At 72.7% G+C, this 17,030-nt stretch carries 17 protein-coding genes and 1 tRNA gene; 11 read left to right on the forward strand and 7 right to left on the reverse strand.

Annotated features, from left to right (window positions below; genetic code table 11):
- Positions 1 to 13: 13 nt before the first annotated feature.
- Entirely contained in the window at positions 14 to 307 is a 294-nt protein-coding gene (locus LV78_RS25045; protein WP_012782868.1) for a WhiB family transcriptional regulator, read from the reverse strand.
- 254 nt (positions 308 to 561) lie between these two features.
- Here LV78_RS25045 and LV78_RS25050 point away from each other — a divergent pair, with 254 nt between their 5' ends.
- Positions 562 to 3,048, forward strand: coding sequence for a transglycosylase domain-containing protein (locus LV78_RS25050; RefSeq protein WP_253848065.1), 2,487 nt, complete (start codon positions 562 to 564; stop codon positions 3,046 to 3,048).
- 97 nt (positions 3,049 to 3,145) lie between these two features.
- Here the strand turns inward: LV78_RS25050 and LV78_RS25055 are convergent, their stop codons facing one another.
- Positions 3,146 to 3,613, reverse strand: coding sequence for a GatB/YqeY domain-containing protein (locus LV78_RS25055; RefSeq protein ID WP_253848066.1), 468 nt, complete (start codon positions 3,611 to 3,613; stop codon positions 3,146 to 3,148).
- 63 nt (positions 3,614 to 3,676) lie between these two features.
- Here LV78_RS25055 and LV78_RS25060 point away from each other — a divergent pair, with 63 nt between their 5' ends.
- The 8 genes from LV78_RS25060 (at position 3,677) to LV78_RS25095 (ending at position 10,868) form a co-directional block, all read left to right on the forward strand.
- The gene (locus tag LV78_RS25060) at positions 3,677 to 4,636 is read left to right on the forward strand and encodes a metallophosphoesterase (protein ID WP_253848067.1); all 960 of its coding nucleotides are present in this window, start codon (positions 3,677 to 3,679) and stop codon (positions 4,634 to 4,636) included.
- A gap of 21 nt (positions 4,637 to 4,657) precedes the next feature.
- Positions 4,658 to 4,734, forward strand: a tRNA-Pro gene (locus LV78_RS25065).
- Positions 4,735 to 5,253: 519 nt separating this feature from the next.
- Complete coding sequence (locus LV78_RS25070; protein ID WP_253848068.1) at positions 5,254 to 6,111, forward strand: hypothetical protein; 858 nt, start codon at positions 5,254 to 5,256, stop codon at positions 6,109 to 6,111.
- 26 nt (positions 6,112 to 6,137) lie between these two features.
- Entirely contained in the window at positions 6,138 to 6,428 is a 291-nt protein-coding gene (locus tag LV78_RS25075) for a hypothetical protein (protein WP_253848069.1), read from the forward strand.
- A gap of 6 nt (positions 6,429 to 6,434) precedes the next feature.
- The gene (locus LV78_RS25080; RefSeq protein ID WP_253848070.1) at positions 6,435 to 7,028 is read left to right on the forward strand and encodes a putative T7SS-secreted protein; all 594 of its coding nucleotides are present in this window, start codon (positions 6,435 to 6,437) and stop codon (positions 7,026 to 7,028) included.
- 145 nt (positions 7,029 to 7,173) lie between these two features.
- On the forward strand, positions 7,174 to 7,623 hold the full coding sequence (locus tag LV78_RS25085) for a hypothetical protein (protein WP_253848071.1): 450 nt from the start codon (positions 7,174 to 7,176) through the stop codon (positions 7,621 to 7,623).
- A gap of 618 nt (positions 7,624 to 8,241) precedes the next feature.
- The gene (locus LV78_RS25090; protein ID WP_253848072.1) at positions 8,242 to 9,057 is read left to right on the forward strand and encodes a class I SAM-dependent methyltransferase; all 816 of its coding nucleotides are present in this window, start codon (positions 8,242 to 8,244) and stop codon (positions 9,055 to 9,057) included.
- Positions 9,054 to 10,868, forward strand: a complete 1,815-nt coding sequence (locus LV78_RS25095) for a S9 family peptidase (RefSeq protein ID WP_253848073.1) — start codon at positions 9,054 to 9,056, stop codon at positions 10,866 to 10,868. The genes LV78_RS25090 and LV78_RS25095 overlap by 4 nt, the downstream gene beginning before the upstream one ends.
- Positions 10,869 to 10,976: 108 nt before the next feature.
- On the opposite strand, the gene LV78_RS25100 is transcribed toward LV78_RS25095, so the two are convergent.
- Entirely contained in the window at positions 10,977 to 12,029 is a 1,053-nt protein-coding gene (locus tag LV78_RS25100; protein ID WP_253848074.1) for an alpha/beta hydrolase, read from the reverse strand.
- Positions 12,030 to 12,109: 80 nt separating this feature from the next.
- Between LV78_RS25100 and LV78_RS25105 the strand changes: the two genes are divergently transcribed.
- Positions 12,110 to 12,676: an NADPH-dependent FMN reductase gene (locus tag LV78_RS25105; RefSeq protein ID WP_253848075.1), complete on the forward strand. Its 567-nt coding sequence runs from the start codon at positions 12,110 to 12,112 to the stop codon at positions 12,674 to 12,676.
- 73 nt (positions 12,677 to 12,749) lie between these two features.
- Here the strand turns inward: LV78_RS25105 and LV78_RS25110 are convergent, their stop codons facing one another.
- The 3 genes from LV78_RS25110 to LV78_RS25120 form a co-directional block, all read right to left on the reverse strand.
- On the reverse strand, positions 12,750 to 13,226 hold the full coding sequence (locus LV78_RS25110; RefSeq protein WP_253848076.1) for a Dps family protein: 477 nt from the start codon (positions 13,224 to 13,226) through the stop codon (positions 12,750 to 12,752).
- A gap of 32 nt (positions 13,227 to 13,258) precedes the next feature.
- A complete protein-coding gene (locus LV78_RS25115) occupies positions 13,259 to 13,681 on the reverse strand; it encodes an organic hydroperoxide resistance protein (protein ID WP_253848077.1) in 423 nt (140 codons plus the stop codon).
- 257 nt (positions 13,682 to 13,938) lie between these two features.
- Positions 13,939 to 15,393, reverse strand: a complete 1,455-nt coding sequence (locus LV78_RS25120) for a catalase (protein ID WP_253848078.1) — start codon at positions 15,391 to 15,393, stop codon at positions 13,939 to 13,941.
- Positions 15,394 to 15,546: 153 nt separating this feature from the next.
- Between LV78_RS25120 and LV78_RS25125 the strand changes: the two genes are divergently transcribed.
- On the forward strand, positions 15,547 to 16,725 hold the full coding sequence (locus LV78_RS25125) for an MFS transporter (protein WP_253848079.1): 1,179 nt from the start codon (positions 15,547 to 15,549) through the stop codon (positions 16,723 to 16,725).
- Positions 16,726 to 16,785: 60 nt separating this feature from the next.
- Here the strand turns inward: LV78_RS25125 and LV78_RS25130 are convergent, their stop codons facing one another.
- Positions 16,786 to 16,989: a cold-shock protein gene (locus LV78_RS25130; protein ID WP_253848080.1), complete on the reverse strand. Its 204-nt coding sequence runs from the start codon at positions 16,987 to 16,989 to the stop codon at positions 16,786 to 16,788.
- Positions 16,990 to 17,030: the final 41 nt, after the last annotated feature.

Consider the following 17,030-nt stretch of genomic DNA (forward strand, 5'->3'; position numbering starts at 1 on the left):
CGGCGCGGCGCGATCAGCCCGCTGCCGACTCCTCGTAGTGGTCCGTGCGCGCGGAGTCGAGCAGTTCGAGCCACGACGTCACGTCCGGTCGCCGCTTCAGCAGCGCCCTGCGCTCGCGCTCGGTCATCCCGCCCCACACGCCGAACTCGATCCGGTTGTCCAGCGCTTCGGCGAGGCACTCGGTGCGCACCGGGCAACCCAGGCACACGACCTTCACCTTGCGCTGTTCGGCCCCCCGGACGAAGAGCTGATCGGGCTCCCCGTCCCGGCACGCCGCCTTGATCCGCCAATCCCCCTGCTGCTGCATATCCCCCACCTCTGGTTCACACAGTGTCCGGTTCGAAATCCGCCACACCCCTGCCGCGGATGCCGTAGGCTCGCCACCGAAGTGGCCCGCCGTTGGCTGCTGTCCCTGGACGTTGACGGACTGTAGAGCGTTCCGGTTCCACCTCCAACCCTGGGATGCGCACCTGTTACCTGTCTTGAGTACGAGTACTCATCCCGGGTAATGGTGTTACTTGAGCCTGATCACTCGTTCCGGTCCCGGCTACGCTGATCCACGTGCGAGTCAGGAACAGCGTGCTGAAACTGCTCGGCCTGTGCGTGCTGGCGGGCGTCCTGCTGGCGGGCGCGTTGTTCCCCGCCGTCGGCGCGCTGGGCGTGGTCTCGAACCAGGCGAGCGACACCGTCGACAGCATCTCCTCGGACCTGGTGACGACCGACCCACCGCTGATCACGACGATCACGGACCGGGACGGCGCGCCGATCGCGTACCTGTACGACCAGTACCGGGTGCTGGTCCCACCCGAGGACATCTCCCCCACGATGAAGGCGGCCCTCGTCTCGGTCGAGGACCGCCGGTTCTACGAGCACCAGGGCGTGGACTGGAAGGGCACGACGCGGGCCGCGCTGACCAACCAGTTCAGCGGATCGGTCACGCAGGGGGCCTCCACGCTCACCCAGCAGTACGTGAAAAATTATCTTGTCCACGTCGTCGCGCGGAACAACAAGGTCGAACAGCAGAAGGCGCAAGAACAGACGATCGCGCGCAAAATGCGCGAGGCGCGCATCTCGTTGCAACTGGAGCGGAAACTGGGCAAGGAGGAAATCCTCGCCCGCTACTTGAACGTCGTCCCGTTCGGCTCGACGATCTACGGCATCGCCGCCGCCGCGCAGGCCTACTTCGGCACCACCGCGGACAAGTTGACCGTCGCGCAGTCCGCGATGCTCGCCGGGATGGTCAACAGCCCGTCCGCGCTCGACCCCGAGGTGTTCCCGGAGAAAGCGCTGGAACGGCGCAACCAGGTGATCGACAAGATGGTCGAGAACGACAAGCTCTCGCGCGACGCGGCCTTCGAGGCCAAGCGCGAGCCGCTCGGGCTGGCCGAGCCGGTGCGCACCCCGCCCAACGGGTGCGTGGGCGCGGGCCCGGAGAACGGGTTCTTCTGCTCGTACGTCGTGGAGTACTTGGAGCGCAACGGTTTCAGCATCGAGCAGCTGAAGATCGGCGGCTACACGGTGCGCACCACGCTCGACCGCGACATCACCCAGAAGGCCAAGCGCGCGGCCGAGGCGCAGGTCGCCAAGGACACCAGCGGGATCGCCAACACGATGGCGGTCGTGCGGCCGGGCAAGGAGAGCCACGAGGTCGTCGCGCTGGTCGCGAACCGCGACTACGGGCTCAAGGCCGACCAGTTCCAGACCCAGTTCGACCTGCCGAGCGGCGTGGAGAACAAGTTCGGCGCGGGATCGGTCTACAAGACCTTCACCGCCGCCGCCGCGCTGGAGAAGGGCATGGGGATCGAGAACGTCATCCCCACCCCGACGTTCTACGAGTCGCGCGTGTTCAAGGGCGGCGGGAACCGCTGCCGGAGCACCGGGGAACCGAACACCCGCTGGTACTGCCTCGGCAACGCCTCCTCCACGTACTCCTCGCAGATGTCGCTCCAGCAGGCGCTCCAGACCTCGCCGAACACCGGGTTCGTCATCCTGGAGGAACGGCTCGGAATGGACCCGGTGGTGGACATGGCCTCGCGGCTGGGGATGCGCGAGACGATGGCCACCAACATCTCCGGCACCCCGCCGGACCCCAGGTCCAAGCAGCGCGAGCTGCGGGTGTCGCAGAGCGAGTTCTACAAGCAGGACGGCGGGAACGCCTCGTTCACGCTCGGCCCGGCGTCGGTGAGCACGCTGGAGCTGGCCAACGTGGCGGCGACCATCATCAGCGGCGGCACCTGGTGCCCGCCGTCGCCGGTGGCCGAGGTGCTGGACCGCGACGGGCAGGCCGTGCCGGTCAACGAGGCCCCGTGCGAGCAGGTGGTCAACGAGCAGCTGGCCAACGGGCTCGCGGTGGGCATGTCCAAGGACGACCAGGGCGCGGGCACGGCGGCGGTGGCGGCGCGCAACGCCAAGTGGAACCGGCCGATGCTGGGCAAGACCGGCACGACCGAGGACTACAAGTCGGCGGCGTTCATCGGGGCCACGCTCGACTACGCGGGCGCGGTGCAGACCTACAACGACGGCCCCAACCCGCAGCCGATCTGCGTGACCGGCAAGCCGAGGCTGTGCGCGAACGGCGACATCTACGGCGGCACGGTGCCCGCGCGGACCTGGTTCGACACCATGTCGCAGATCCACGAGGGCCTGCCGGTGCGGCAGCTGCCGAAGGTCGAGCCGCGCTACCTCAAGGGCGGTGACGAGATCCGGGTGCCGGACGTGGTGGGCAGGAACGTCAACGACGCCACCAGGGTGCTCCAGGAAGCCGGGTACAAGGTGACCCAGCAGAGCCGGAACTCGGCGCAGGCCAAGGGAACCGTGGTGAGCCAGACGCCGCGCGGCAGCGCGCTGCAGGGCACGCTGATCACGCTGCTGGTGAGCACCGGCTACGTGCCGCCGCCCGCGCCGACCGAGCAGCCGACCCAGCAGCCGCCCACCCAGGGCGAGCCGCAGCAGCCCACCCAGCCGACCCAGCCCGGCGGTCAACCGGGCGGGACACCGGGCGCGCCCCAGCCGGGCGGGCCGACCAGGCCGACCAGACCGACCCGCTGAACGAGAGGAGCGGCGCCGCGAGATCCTCGCGGCGCCGCTCCTTCGCTCGGGGGCGGGGTTATCACCCCGCGACTGCTCCAGGAGCCCTGGCGGGGGCTCAGGCGCTCAGGCGGGCCTTCACCGCGGCGGCGACCCGGCCGCCCTCGGCGCGACCGGCGACCTTCGCGTTGGCGGCCTTCATGACCTGGCCCATCTGCTTCAGGCCCGGCTGCTCGCCGCCCTGCGCCAGCTCGGCGACGGCCTCGTCGACGAGCGCGGCCAACTCGGCGTCGTCGAGCTGCTTCGGGAGGTAGGCCTCCAGGATCGCCATCTCCTGGCGCTCCAGCTCGGCCTTCTCGTCCCGACCGGCGTTCGCGAAGGCCTCGGCGGCTTCCCGGCGCTTCTTCACCTCACGACCGATGACCTTCAGGACCTCGTCGTCGGTGAGCTCGCGCGCGGCCTTGCCCGAGACCTCCTCGTTGGTCACCGCGGTCAGCGCCATCCGCAGCGCGCCCGCCGTGACCGACTCCCTGTTCTTCATGGCGCCGGTCAGATCGGACTGCAACCGCGCCTTGAGCTGTGCCATGCGGGCAAACCTACCGGGCACCGCGTCGAGCCCCGAATCATTTGACCGCCTACCCTCGGGGAGGTGAACACGTTCGGCCGATCACTGCTCGCCACGACCGCACTCGGAACCGCGGCCCTCGCCTACGCGGCGGGCATCGAGCGCAGGCACTGGACACTGCGGCGCGCCACGATCCCGGTGCTGGCCCCAGGCTCGGCGCCGCTGAAGGTGCTGCACGTCTCCGACCTGCACATGACCCCGAACCAGAGCTCCAAGCAGCGCTGGGTCGCCGGGCTCGCCGAGCTGGAGCCCGACTTCGTCGTCAACACCGGCGACAACCTCGCGCACATGCAGGCCGTGCCCGGAGTGATCCGCGCGCTCAGCCCGCTGATGGACTTCCCCGGCGTGTTCGTGTTCGGCAGCAACGACTACTACGCGCCGCGCCCGAAGAACCCGGCGCGCTACCTGCTGCCGTCCGCGAAGACCAAGCGCTTCCACGGGCTCGACCTGCCGTGGCGCGACCTGCGCGCCGCCATGGTGGAGCGCGGCTGGATCGACCTGACCCACGTGCGCACCGCGTTCGAGGCGGGCGGTCAGCGGATCGTCGCGGCCGGTCTGGACGACCCGCACCTGAAGCGCGACCGGTACTCCGAGATCGCGGGCGCGCCCGGCAAGGCCGCGCTGCGGCTGGGCGTCACGCACTCGCCGGAGCCGAGGGTGCTGGACCCGTTCGCGGCCGACGGCTACGACCTGGTGCTCGCGGGCCACACGCACGGCGGTCAGCTGCGCGTCCCCGGCTACGGGGCGCTCGTGACCAACTGCGACCTCGACCGCGGCCGGGCCCGAGGCGTGTCCCGGTGGGGCGCGCACATGTGGCTGAACGTCTCCGCGGGCCTGGGAACGTCCCCCTACGCGCCGGTCCGCTTCGCCTGCCCGCCGGAGGCCAGCCTGCTGACCCTCGTGTCCCGCGACGTCGACGCTGGTCAGGACGACGCGGACGCGAAGAGGGGTGCCGATTTCGGAGTTCGTGGGACTGTGCGGTAGAGTTCACCTCGTTCGGCCCACCGGGGTGTGGCGCAGTTTGGTAGCGCGCTTCGTTCGGGACGAAGAGGTCGCAGGTTCAAATCCTGTCACCCCGACCAGTTCAGGCCGGGAGCTTCTCACGAAGCTCCCGGCCTGAACTGCTTTCAGGGCAAGGTTTTCCGAGGCTCCCCCCGGACGGCGGCGGCCGTTCTCGGAGTGACCTTCGTCTCACCGGCGGACCCCGCTCGTTCGCGAACCCCACAAAAACGATCGGGGCCCGTCCCCCCGGACGGGCCCCGACCTTCTCCGGAACGGCGCGGCGGCCCCACTTCCCCCTCCGCCGCCTTCCCCCGCGTTCCGGACCCTCCCCGCCCCGGTGGCCGACTCGCCACCGGGGCGCGAGGCCTACGCCATGTCGCGGTTGCGAGCCGTGCGCTCCCCCATGGTCTTTCCCCCCTCGGTTCCCCAGTGGTGTTTCCGACGCCTCCGAAGGTATTCGCACCGCGCCGATTCCAGCCACTCGATTTCCCGGCTCGCCACGCTCTCGCCAACCGCCGCGGTTGGCGAATCCGTGGCGAAAAGGCGCGGCGCGGCGAGTCCTTGGCAAATCACGAGGTCGGGTGCTTAACCTGGTGCGCGTGGACCAGGTCAAGCGCGCGGTCGACCGGGCGTGCTCGTTGCACAAGTCGACCGGGGTCCGGCGGACCGGGCTGGACCGGGTGCTGGGGGCCGAGCTGCGGGCGCTGTGGGGGATCGGCGGTTCCGACTCGCCCGACCGGGTCAGGGCCAAGGCGGTGCTCCAGCTGGAGCGGGTGTTCGGCGGGTTGGACGAGACCGTGGCGGCCGTCGCGCGGGGGTGGTTCAACACCTCGCTGGACCCCGGCTGGTGGGCGTTGAACCTGACCGAGCGCAAGCGGCGGCTGCACGCCGGGCTGGACCTGTCGCAGCGCACGCTGGAGCGCCGGTTCGGCGACGAGGCGCAGCCCGCGCTGATCGCGTCGCTGCGGGCCGGACCTGCGCCGGTGCCGCCGGGGGACGTGCTGGCCCGGCTGGACGCGGAGCGTCGGGCGGTGGCGGGCGACCCGCCGGACGACGGGGCCGACGAGCGGATCGGGCGCTTCCGCGAGCCGGTGTCGCCGCTGGAGCAGGCGCTGCGGTTCGCGCGCGAGGAGCAGCTGCACGGGCTGCGGGACGCGGAGGGGCGCCCGGTGGTGCTGGACGCGGGCGCGCACGGGGCGTGGATGCCGGTGTTCAGCACGCGCGCCCGGCTGCGGGAGTACCTGCTGGCGAACCCGGCGTTCGACGGGTTCGCGTTCACCAGCACCGGTCCGAAACTCGCCGCGGAACTCACCGCGCGACATCCCGGAGCGGGTCTCGCGGTGAATCCGGTGGCCGATCCCGAGGGGGACCTGGGGAGAACATTCACCCTTCTCCCCGAACAGGTGGAAAAGCTGCTGCCGATTCGGCGCTCACCCGGTGGAAACCGCGCCGGATAACTTCTCCTGCCGCTACAGTCCGCTCCGTGAGCGGTTTCGCGGTGGACACTCGTGAACTGTGCGACGCGGCCGAGTCGGTGCGCGCGGAAGTGGCCGAACTGGTGGGGAGCCCGGCGCTCAAGTACCGGGCGGACCCGACCAGGCTCGGGCACGAGGGGTTGGGGGCGGCGCTGGCCGAGTTCGACGACGCGGCGCGGGTCGGGATCGCCGCGCTGGCGTCGGACGCCTCGGAGCTGGCGCGCGGGCTGGACGAGACCGCCTCGACGTACGCGGACGCGGACGCCGAGGCGGCGCGGCGCTCCGACGAGCACGGGTAGCCGCCGGTGCCGGGGGACGAGGGGGAGCCGATCGCGGGCAGCGCTTCGGTGCTGGAGAACGAGGTCGTGCGGTTGCGGCACGTCGCCGACGCCCTGGGCGAGGTCGCGGGGGCGGTGTCGCGGGCGCGGGCCGACGAGTGGAGCGGTCGGGCGCGCGACGGGTATGACGGGGCGCGCGACGGGGTGCGGGCGCGGTGCCTGCGCGCGGCGGAGGAGTTCACCAGGGCGGCGCGGGCGGTCGACGGGTACCGGGCGGTGCTGCTGGAGCTCCAGCCGAGGGCGCGGTGGGCGGTCGAGGAGGCGCGCGGGCGGGGGCCCGCGGCCGAGGCGGTCGCCGAGGAGCGGGTGGACCGGTGGCGGCGGCAGCTGGACCGGGCCGGGGACGAGGCAGCGGCGGCGGTGCGGGCCGCGGTGCGCCGGATGGGTGACCTCGGCGGGATTTCCCCCCGGCAGGCGGTTGCTCCGATCGCCGCTCCGCGCGCGCCCGAGCGCAGGAGCGCTCCGGTCGCGCGACCGGACCTCGGGGACGGCCCGACGTACGAGTCGAGGCTCCAGGAGCTGAACAGGGCGCTGGTCGCGGCGTTCGCCGGTCTTCCGTGAACGGATCTTCACCCGATTACACACAGTTCCCTCTTTAGAGTGAACCTTTAATGTTGAACTGACTCTGCGTAACAGCAGGGCGGTCCGGAGCGAAAAACGAGACACGCGCGTCGCACAACCGCACCCGCTCCTGCGAGGAGTAGCAATGAGCACCGCCGCACCGTCAGGCCCGCACGCCGACCACCGCCACCCGGACCCCGAACCACCGGTCCGCGCACCACGATCCCCCGCGCAGAGCCCCCCGGTCCCGGTGACCACGGGCCTGGGGAGCGTCGCCCTCGCGCTGGCCGTGGTGGGCGCGGCGTGGCTGGTGGCGGACCTGACCTCCCCCGTCTTCGGCGCGGCCACCGGCGCGCTGCTGGTGCTCGGGGCGGCGGCGGTCCGCGCGCTGCGCCGGGCCGCGCGGACGGCGGACCGGATCTTCGCCGAGGAACTGCCCCCGGCGGGGCCGGTCCGGGCGACCGGGGTCCCCGTCCCGCGCGAACCCGAGGACGACCGCCGCGCGCCGGGCGCCCGGCGCACCGGTCCCCCGTCCCGCCGCAGGGCGGCCAGGGACAGGCGCAGCCGCCGAACGGCGGACCGGAACGGCCGCTGAACGCCCCACGACGGCCGGAACCCCCCGCAGACCACCCGGTGGCCGCCTCACGCTGACCGAGACGGCCACCGGGCTCCTGGAGGGCTTCCCGGACGGTGGAGGGCTGGGTGGCGAGAGCCGGACCGGCACAGCAGGCCGGGGGCGAGCAGAGTTGCGGCGAACTCGGCAGCGACGGAAGCCGGGCGCTGAAGCGCTGGGCGACGGCGAACGATGGCGAACCGGGCTGCGGGAGGTCTTCCCGCTGTCGGGCGCTGACGGATGAGCGGCTAGCGGCAGGCAACCAGCGGCCACTCCCCCGCAGCCACCGGCGGGCGGGAACAGCCACCGGCGGGCGGACTGGGCCATCGGCGGGCGGGATCGGCTACCGGCAGGCGGGAACAGCCACCGGCAGGCGGACTCGGCCATCGGCGGGCGGGAACAGCCATCGGCGGGCGGGATCGGTTACCGGCGGGCGGGATCGGTACTCGGCGATCATCCCGCCAACCGTTAACTGTCAACAGTTGGCAGTTGTTGGCGAAGTTGAGCCCCGGCGTCCTCCCGAAGTCCGCCTTGCCCCGAAGGGGTGGCAGGTGCGGGATCGGCTTCCCGCGCCCGTCCCAGGCCGCGCACAGTTCGCCCGTGGATCACGCCCCCTGGACCGGCCACCGCACCGACCACCGCACCGAGCTCCGCCGCGCCTACGCGGGCGGGAAGCTCACCGAGCTGCCCGTCTTCGCGGGCGGCTTCATCAACTTCGGGTTCTGGCGGGCCATCCCCCTCGACGGCCCGCTGACCGCCGAGGACCGCGTCGCCTCCCAGGCCGCCCTCTACGACCTCGTGCTCGACGCCCTCTCCCCCACCGGCCGCAGCACCCTGGAGGTCGGGTGCGGGCAGGGGGTCGGGGCCCGGCGGACGCTGCTCAGGTCGCCCGCCCGCTGCGCCGGGGTCGACCAGGAGCCCGAGCAGGTCGAGCGGGCCCGCGCGGCTGCGCCCGATGCCGAGTTCGCGGTCGGGTCGGCGGGCTCGCTGCCCTTCGGGGACGGCGAGTTCGAGCGCCTGCTGTCGGTGGAGGCCGCGCAGCACTTCGACGACCTCGGCGCGTTCGCCCGCGAGGCGGCCCGCGTGCTCTCCCCCGGCGGCCGGTTGGCCGTCACCACGTTCTTCGCCGCCGACGCGTCCGCCGCGCCCGAGCTGTCCCGGCTGCTGGCCACGTTCGCGAGCGGCCTCGACCTGCCCCACCCGATCGGGGGCTTCCTCGACCGGCTCCGCGAGGCCGGGTTCGACGGCGTCACGGCCACCAGCGTGGGCGAGCACGTGTGGCGCGGCCTGGACCGCTGGCTGGAGCTGGGGCCCGCGCCCGAGCGGTGGGACCGCAACTGGCTGGTCGCCGCCGAGCGGGGCCTGCTGGACTACCACCTGGTCACCGCGACGAAGCCGGCAGGATCGGGGGCGTGACGACGCACCCGACAGCTCCAGTCCCGGACCCGCTGTTCCCCGCCCCCGAGGCGGAGGCCCGCTGGCGGGACCGCTTCACCGCCCCCAGGGTGAGCCTGCCCCAGTGGGCGGAGGACGCGCCGGACCGGAACCTGTACCTGTCGAACTCCAGCGGCGTGTGGGAGGTCTACGCCTGGGACCGGGCGTCCGACGAGCACCGCAAGGTCACCGACCGCCCCAACGGCACCTCGCACGCCGCGCTCCCCCCGGACGGCGAGCGGATCTGGTGGTTCTCCGACACGGACGGCGACGAGTTCGGCGTGTGGGTGACCGAGCCGTTCACCGCCACGGGCGAGAAGGCCGAGCCCGCGGTGCCCGACGTCCCGGCCGCCTACCCGGCGGGCCTGGGCATCGGCGACGAGGTCGTGGTGATCGGCGCGTCCACCGACGACGGCACGACCGTGTACCTCTCGCGCTCCGGCGGCCCCGCCGAGGTGCTCTACCGGCACGCGAACGACGCAGGCCTCGGCGCGCTGTCCAAGGACGAGTCGCTGGTCGCGATCGCGCACTCCGAGCACGGCGACAACCGGCACACCGCGCTGCGCGTGCTGACCACGTCCGGCGAGACCGTGGCGGAGAAGTGGGACGGCCCCGGCAAGGGCCTGGACGCGATCGCGTTCAGCCCGGTGCGCGGCGACAACCGGCTGCTGGTGATGCACGAGCGCCGGGGCCGCGAGGAGCTGCTGGTGTGGGACGTGGCGGCGGACGCCGAGACCGAGGTCGTGGTGGACCTGCCCGGCGAGATCTCCGCCGACTGGTACCCGGAGGCGGACGCGCTGCTGGTGGTGCACACCTTCCAGGCGCGCAACACGCTGCACCGCTACGACCTGGCGACCGGCGCGCTGACCGCGCTGGAGACCCCGCACGGCTCGGTGGGCTCGGTGGGGGTGCGGCCGGACGGCGACGTGGAGTACTCGTGGTCGTCGGCGGCGCGCCCCGGCGTGGTGCGGGTGCTGACCGCGTCCGGTGAGGACCGGGTGCTGCTCTCGCCCCCTGGGCACCGGCCGCCGCCGTCGGCCGAGCTGCGGGACGTGTTCGTCGGCGACGTGCACGCGCTGGTGGCCAGGCCGGAGGGCGCGCCGGACGGTCCGCTGCCGACGGTGTTCAGCCTGCACGGCGGGCCGCACGCGGCGGACGAGGACCGGTTCTCGGCGTACCGGGCGGTGTGGCTGGACGCCGGGTTCGCGGTGGTGCACGTGAACTACCGGGGCTCCACCGGGTACGGCTCGGCGTGGCGGGACGCCATCGAGGGCAGGCCGGGGCTGACGGAGCTGGAGGACGTCGCGGCGGTGCACGACTGGGCCGTGCGCGAGGGCTTCGCGGACCCGGCCAGGTGCGTGGTCAACGGGGCCTCGTGGGGCGGTTACCTGTCGCTGCTGGCGCTGGGGACGCAGCCGGAGCGCTGGGCGGCCGGTGTGGCGGGCGTGCCGGTGGCGGACTACCTGGCGGCGTACGAGGACGAGATGGAGCCGCTGCGGGCGTTCGACCGGGCGCTGTTCGGCGGGTCGCCGCAGGAGGTGCCGGAGCGGTACCGGCTGTGCTCGCCGCTGACCTACGTGGACGAGGTGCGGGCGCCGGTGCTGGTGCTGGCGGGCGAGAACGACCCGAGGTGCCCGATCCGGCAGATCGACAACTACCTGGACCGGCTGGCCGCGCGGGACGCGGCGTACGAGGTGTACCGGTACGACGCCGGGCACGGGTCGCTGGTGGTGGCGGAGACGATCGCGCAGACGGCGGCGGAGGTCGACTTCGTGCGGCGCAGGCTGGGCTGACCACCCTGGTCGGTTGACCACCCTGATCGGCTGAACCGGAACGGGCCTGCGGCTGGACTCGCCGCAGGCCCGTTCCGCGTCCAGGCGCCCGCGTTCGAGCCCTCGGGCTCACGCCCCCCGCAGCGCGAGCCCGGTGCGCAGCGCGCCGATCGCCTCCGCGACGGCCTCCCGCCCGGACGTGCCGACGCCGAGCGCGTTGGCGAAGCCGTGGATCAGCCCCTCGTGCCTGCGCAGCACGACGGGCACGCCGCTCTCCGCGAGCCTGGCCGCGAACGCCTCGCCCTCGTCGCGCAGCGGGTCGAGCCCGGCGGTGGCCACGTAGGTCGGCGGCATGACCGACAGGTCGGGGGCGAGCAGCGGCGACAGCCTGGGGTCGCGGTGGGTGGCCAGGTCGGGGGCGTAGTTGCCCATGAACCAGTCCATCTTGGGCCGGGTGAGGAAGAAGCCGCGCGCGAACAGGTCGCGGGAGCCGCCGGTGGCGGTGGCGTCGAGCGAGGGGTAGAGCAGCAGCAGGAACGCGGGCCGGTGGTCGGCGTCCGCGGCGCCGAGCGCGGCCGACGCGGCCAGGTTGCCGCCCGCGCTGTCGCCGCCGAGCGCGATGCGGGCGGGGTCGGCGCCGAGCCGCTCGGCGTTGGCGACGGCGAACCGGTAGGCGGTGTCGGCGTCGTCGGCGGCGGCGGGGAACCGGTGCTCGGGGGCTAGCCGGTAGTCGACCGACAGCACGCGCACGCCCGCGCCCGCCGCGAGGTGGCGGCACAGGTCGTCGTGGGTGTCGAGGTCGCCGCTGACCCAGCCGCCGCCGTGCAGGAACAGCAGCAGCGGGGAGCCCTCGGGCAGCCCCTGCGGGGTGTAGTGCCGCGCCTTGAGGTGGTCCGAGACGAGCACGGGCTTGGTGGCGACCCTGGTGAGCCGGGGGCCTTCGACGAGCGCGGCGGTGCGGCGGAGCGAGGCGCGGCTGGTGGCCGGGGACGAGGTGGCCCAGCCCGTGCCGGACAGCTCCTGCATCCGCAGCAGCAGCTGGGTGTCCGGGTGGAGGGGCTGGCCGTCGACCACGCGGGGAGGGCCGGTGAGGAGTCGGCGGACCGGGGCGGGCAGGGCGAACGCGGCGCGCAACCCTGCGGCCAGCACTCCGGTGGGGACCCTGTCGGCGAGCTTCGGCATGTGACCGACGCTACCTGCGGGTAGGTCCGGAGGGCGAGAGGTTGGACCTCGACCTAACTGGAGGTGGCAGGATCGGGCGCATGACGGTCACCGTGGTGGGCATCGGCGGTTCGCTCCGCGCCAACTCCTCGTCCGAGCGCGCGCTGCGCCTGGTCCTGTCCGGTGCGGCGGAGACCGGCGCGCGGATCGTGGAGGTGTCCGGCCCGGACCTGGTGCTGCCGTTCTACGACCCGGCCGAGAAGACCCGCCCGGAGGCCGCCCGCAGGCTGGTGGAGGCGCTGCGCGTCGCGGACGGCGTGGTGCTGGTCTCGCCCGGCTACCACGGGACGGTGTCCGGGCTGGTCAAGAACGCCCTGGACTACGTGGAGGACCTGCGCGAGGACGAGCGCCCGTACCTGGACGGCCGGGCGGTGGGCTGCGTGGCGACCGCGATGGGCTGGCAGGCCTCGGTCACGACGCTGACCTCGCTGCGCTCGATCGTGCACGCCCTGCGCGGCTGGCCGACCCCGCTGGGGGCGTCGGTGAACACCCGCGAGGTGAAGTTCGACGAGGCGGGCGAGTGCTCCAGCGCCGAGGTGGCCGAGCAGCTGCGCACGGTCGGCAGGCAGGTGGGCGAGTTCGCCGCGAGCCGCGCGAAGCGCTGGTGACTTCGGGGAACCGCCGGAGCACGCGGGAGGGCCCGCCCCGGTGACCGGGGCGGGCCCTCCCGCGTGACTCACCTCAAGCTTGCTGTGCCTGCCACATCCAGTGGGCTTCCTCGAGCTGCTTCGTGATCTCGATCAGCAGGTCCTGGGTGACCGGGTCCGGCTTGTCGGTCTCGTCGATGCGCTCGCGCAGCCGTGCGACGAGGGCTGCGAGGGTGGTGACGACGGCGCTGACGACGTCGTCCTCCTTGAGCCAGCCGTCCGGGAACTCCGGCACCCCGGAGGACTCCGCGACGGTCCTCGCCTTGCCGTTGGGCGTGACGCCCAGGGCGGCGGCGCGCTCGGCCACCTGGTCGGCGTAGGTCCGCGCGGTGGTCACCAGCTCGTCGAGCTGGAGGTGCACGCTGCGGAAGTTCTTGCCGACCACGTTCCAGTGCGCCTGCTTGGCGACCAGGGACAGGTCGACCAGGTCCACGAGGGTGGCCTGCAGGACGTGGCCGACCGCGTCCTTGGCCTCGTCCGACAGCGGACTGGTGATCGGGGACTTGCTCATGGCGTCCAGCTCCTCCTTCACACGGTGGCGCGTCACACGGTGGTGGTGAGAGCCACCTCGATGTTGCCTCGGGTCGCGTTGGAGTACGGGCAGACCTGGTGGGCGGTCTCGACGAGCTTGTGCGCGGCGGCCTCGTCGGCGCCGGGGATGTGCACGGCCAGCTCGACGGTCAGGGCGAAGCCGCCCTGGTCGTTGGGGCCGATGCCGACCTTGGCGGTGACCGTGGAGTCGGTGATGTCCGCCTTGGCCTGGCCGGCGACCCGCTTGAGCGCGCTGTGGAAGCAGGCCGCGTAGCCCGCCGCGAACAGCTGCTCGGGGTTGGTCTTGTCACCGCCGGGGCCGCCGAGCTCCTTCGGCATGGCCAGCTGCTCGTCGATCACGCCGTCGGAGGACCGGACCTCGCCGTTGCGCCCGTCGCCCACTGCGATCGCCTCAGCGGTGTACAGCACGTTCATAGTCGAGTCTCCTGTGTCAGGTGTCATTCCCAGAAGCGGAGGCCTGAGTGCGCACGGGGAAAAGCGCCCTGCGCGCACTCACCGCTCCGCTTCAAGCCGGTAACGGCGGGATCTTGTTGCCCCGCAATGGCGTCAACACCACCGTCCACGCGTCCTTACCCGGTCGTGCGGCAGCTCACGCGCCGCAGCGGCTGAGTACCCGCGCCGGACTGGATCAACCGGGGTGAGACCCGCGCCACCGGCAGGCGGCCGTCCGATCAGGACCGGTCCTCGAAGGCGGCGGCGATCCGGTCGCCGACCCCCTTGTCGATGTTGCGCCAGTACTCGAAGACGCGGCGCAGCACGGGCTCGGACACCCCGTTGCCCGCGTGCGCGACGACCGTCTCGACCAGCCGGTCGCGCTGGGCGTCGTCCATGACCTCGCGCACGAGCGTGCCCGCCTGGCCCCAGTCGTCGTCCTCGGGGTGCAGCCGGTACGCGGAGCGCACGACCGCGTCCTCGACGCCGTAGGAGGTGGTGGCCTCGGACCCGACCGCCGCCGAGGCGTGCGGGCCGCCGTAGGAGTTGGGCGCGTAGACCGGGTCGCTGGCGTTGCCGTAGCGCATGGCGCCGTCCTTGGCGTACGAGTCCACCCGCGACTTGGGCCGGTTCACCGGCAGCTGCGCGTAGTTCGCGCCGATGCGGTACCGGTGCGCGTCGGGGTAGGCGAAGATCCGGCCGAGCAGCATCTTGTCCGGGGAGGCCCCGATGCCGGGCACCAGGTTGGTGGGCTCGAACGCGGCCTGCTCGATCTCGGCGAAGTGGTCGGACGGGTTGCGGTCCAGCACCAGCTTGCCGACCTCGATCAGCGGGTAGTCGCCCTGCGGCCAGACCTTGGTCAGGTCGAACGGGTTGAACCGGTAGCCCGCGGCGTCCTCGTACGGCATGACCTGCACGTGCAGGGTCCACGAGGGGAACTCGCCGCGCTCGATGGCGTGCCACAGGTCGGCGCGGTGCGCGTCGGCGTCCTCGCCCGCGATCCTGGCGGCCTCGTCGGCGGTGAGCGTCTCGATGCCCTGGTCGGTCTTGAAGTGGTACTTCACCCAGTGCCGCTCGCCCTCGGCGTTCTCCCACAGGTAGGTGTGCGAGCCGTACCCGTTCTGGTGGCGCCAGGTGCGCGGGATGCCCCGGTCGCCCATGAGCCAGGTGACCTGGTGGGCGGTCTCGGGCTGGAGGGTCCAGAAGTCCCACTGCATGTCGTGGTCGCGGCGGCCGGTGTCGACGCGGCGCTTCTGGGAGCGGATGAAGTCGGGGAACTTGATCGGGTCGCGCAGGAAGAACACCGGGGTGTTGTTGCCGACCAGGTCGTAGTTGCCCTGGCTGGTGTAGAGCTTGAGCGCGAAGCCGCGCGGGTCGCGCCAGGTGTCCGGGGAGCCGAGCTCGCCCGCGACGGTGGAGAAGCGCAGCAGCGCCTCGGTCTTCACGCCGGGCTGGAACAGGGCGGCCTTGGTGTAGCGGGAGACGTCGCCGGTGGTCGTGAAGTGGCCGAAGGCGCCCCCGCCCTTGGCGTGAACCACCCGTTCGGGGACGCGTTCGCGGTTGAACTGGGCGTTCTTCTCGATGAGGTAGTGGTCCTGGAGCAGGATCGGCCCGTTGGGGCCGAGGGTCAGCGAGTGGTCGTCGCTGGCGATCGGGATTCCCGCGTTGTTGGTGGTGGGACGTGCGTCGGTCACGGTGCTCGTCGCTCCCTCTGGCGGTCGTCGGTCGGTCCGGTCCCCCTGGGTTCCCACCCGCGCGGTGGGCACAACCCACCCAACGCTCTTTTCTGGAGCAAGTCAAGAAAGCGAGTGGCTAAAGATGTTGCGCGTGAGAGCGAGGATGTCCCGGTGAGCCTGAACGCCTACCGGTCCGTGCTGCGCACCCCGCGAGTCGTCCCCACCATGCTGGTCGTGCTGCTGGCGCGGATACCGATCACCGGCGTCGGCATGACGCTGACCATGCACGTGCTGCTCGCCCTGGACCACGGCTACGGCGCGGCGGGCCTGGTCGGCATGGCGGCCACGGCGGGCAGCGCGATCGGGTCGCCGCTGCTGGGGCGGATGCTGGACGGGCGCGGGCTGCGCGCGGTGGTCGGCGTGTCGATCGTGGTGGAGGCCCTGTTCTGGCTCACCGCGCCGCTGCTGACCTACCCGGTGCTGCTGGTGACCGCGTTCCTGTCGTCGCTGGCCGCGCTGCCGGTGATGAGCCTGGGCAGGCAGGCGCTGACCGCGCTGGTGCCGGAGAGCGGCAGGCGCACCGCGCTGGCCCTGGACTCGATGGCGGTGGAGCTGGCGTTCATGGCGGGCCCTGCGCTCGGCGTGTTCCTGGGCACCCACTTCACCGGGCGGCCCGCGATGTGGGCGATCGGCACGGCCGTGGTGCTGTCCGGGCTGCTGCTGTGGGTGGTGGACCCGCCGCTGCGGGCCGGTGGCGCGGCGCCCGGCGGGCAGGCCCCGCGCGGGTGGCTGGACCGGCGGCTGGTCGGGGTGCTGATCAGCGCGGGCGGGGCGACGTTCCTGCTGACCGGGGTGGAGCTCGCGACGGTGGCGCAGATGCGCGCGCAGGGCCTGACCGAGTGGACCGGGGTCGCGATCGTGGTGATGTGCGCGGCGTCGCTGGTCGGCGGGTTCTGGTACGGCGGGTTCGAGCGGCCGGTGCCGGTGTGGGCGCTGATGGCCGGGATGGGGGTGCTGACGCTGCCGCTGGTGCTCGCGGGCGGGTCGCCGTGGCTGCTGGGGCCCGCGCTGGCGCTGTCGAGCTTCCTGTGCGCCCCGACGCTGACGGCGACCGGCGAGGCGATCACGACGATGGCCCCGGAGGGGGCGCGCGGGACGGCGCTGGGGCTGCAGGGCGCGGCCTTCACGCTCGGGTCGGCGCTGGGTCAGCCGGTGGCCGGGTGGGCCATCGACGGCGTGGGGCCGTCGGCCGGGTTCGCGGTGGCGGCGCTGGGCTCGCTGGCGATCGCCGGGCTGGTGGTGCTGCTGGGCGCCCGGAACCGGGCGCCCGAGCCGGTGGTCGTGGGCTGAGCGCCCCGACCACCCGAGGGTGGCCTCCGCCGGAAGCGGGGCCACCCTGCGCGGCTCGGATCAGGCAGGCTGGACGTTCTCGGCCTGCGGGCCCTTGGGGCCGCTGGCCACGTCGAACGTGACCGCCTGGTTCTCCTCCAGGGAGCGGTAACCCGAAGCGTTGATCGCGGTGAAGTGCACGAAAACGTCCGGCCCACCGCCGTCCTGCTCGATGAAACCGAAGCCCTTTTCAGCGTTGAACCACTTCACCTTGCCAGTTGCCACTGCCTTCTCCTCTGCCGTGAAACATGTCGAACAGCCACCGC

This window comes from Actinosynnema pretiosum, from assembly GCF_024171695.1.
Taxonomy (GTDB): domain Bacteria; phylum Actinomycetota; class Actinomycetes; order Mycobacteriales; family Pseudonocardiaceae; genus Actinosynnema; species Actinosynnema pretiosum.

Coding starts and splice junctions, on each gene's coding strand:
- LV78_RS25045 (WP_012782868.1), bottom strand. CDS start 307: ATGCAGCAGCAGGGGGATTGGCGGATCAAGGCGGCGTGCCGGGACGGG.
- LV78_RS25055 (WP_253848066.1), bottom strand. CDS start 3,613: ATGGCACAGCTCAAGGCGCGGTTGCAGTCCGATCTGACCGGCGCCATG.
- LV78_RS25085 (WP_253848071.1), top strand. CDS start 7,174: ATGAGCACCGCCGCACCGTCAGGCCCGCACGCCGACCACCGCCACCCG.
- LV78_RS25100 (WP_253848074.1), bottom strand. CDS start 12,029: ATGCCGAAGCTCGCCGACAGGGTCCCCACCGGAGTGCTGGCCGCAGGG.
- LV78_RS25105 (WP_253848075.1), top strand. CDS start 12,110: ATGACGGTCACCGTGGTGGGCATCGGCGGTTCGCTCCGCGCCAACTCC.
- LV78_RS25110 (WP_253848076.1), bottom strand. CDS start 13,226: ATGAGCAAGTCCCCGATCACCAGTCCGCTGTCGGACGAGGCCAAGGAC.
- LV78_RS25115 (WP_253848077.1), bottom strand. CDS start 13,681: ATGAACGTGCTGTACACCGCTGAGGCGATCGCAGTGGGCGACGGGCGC.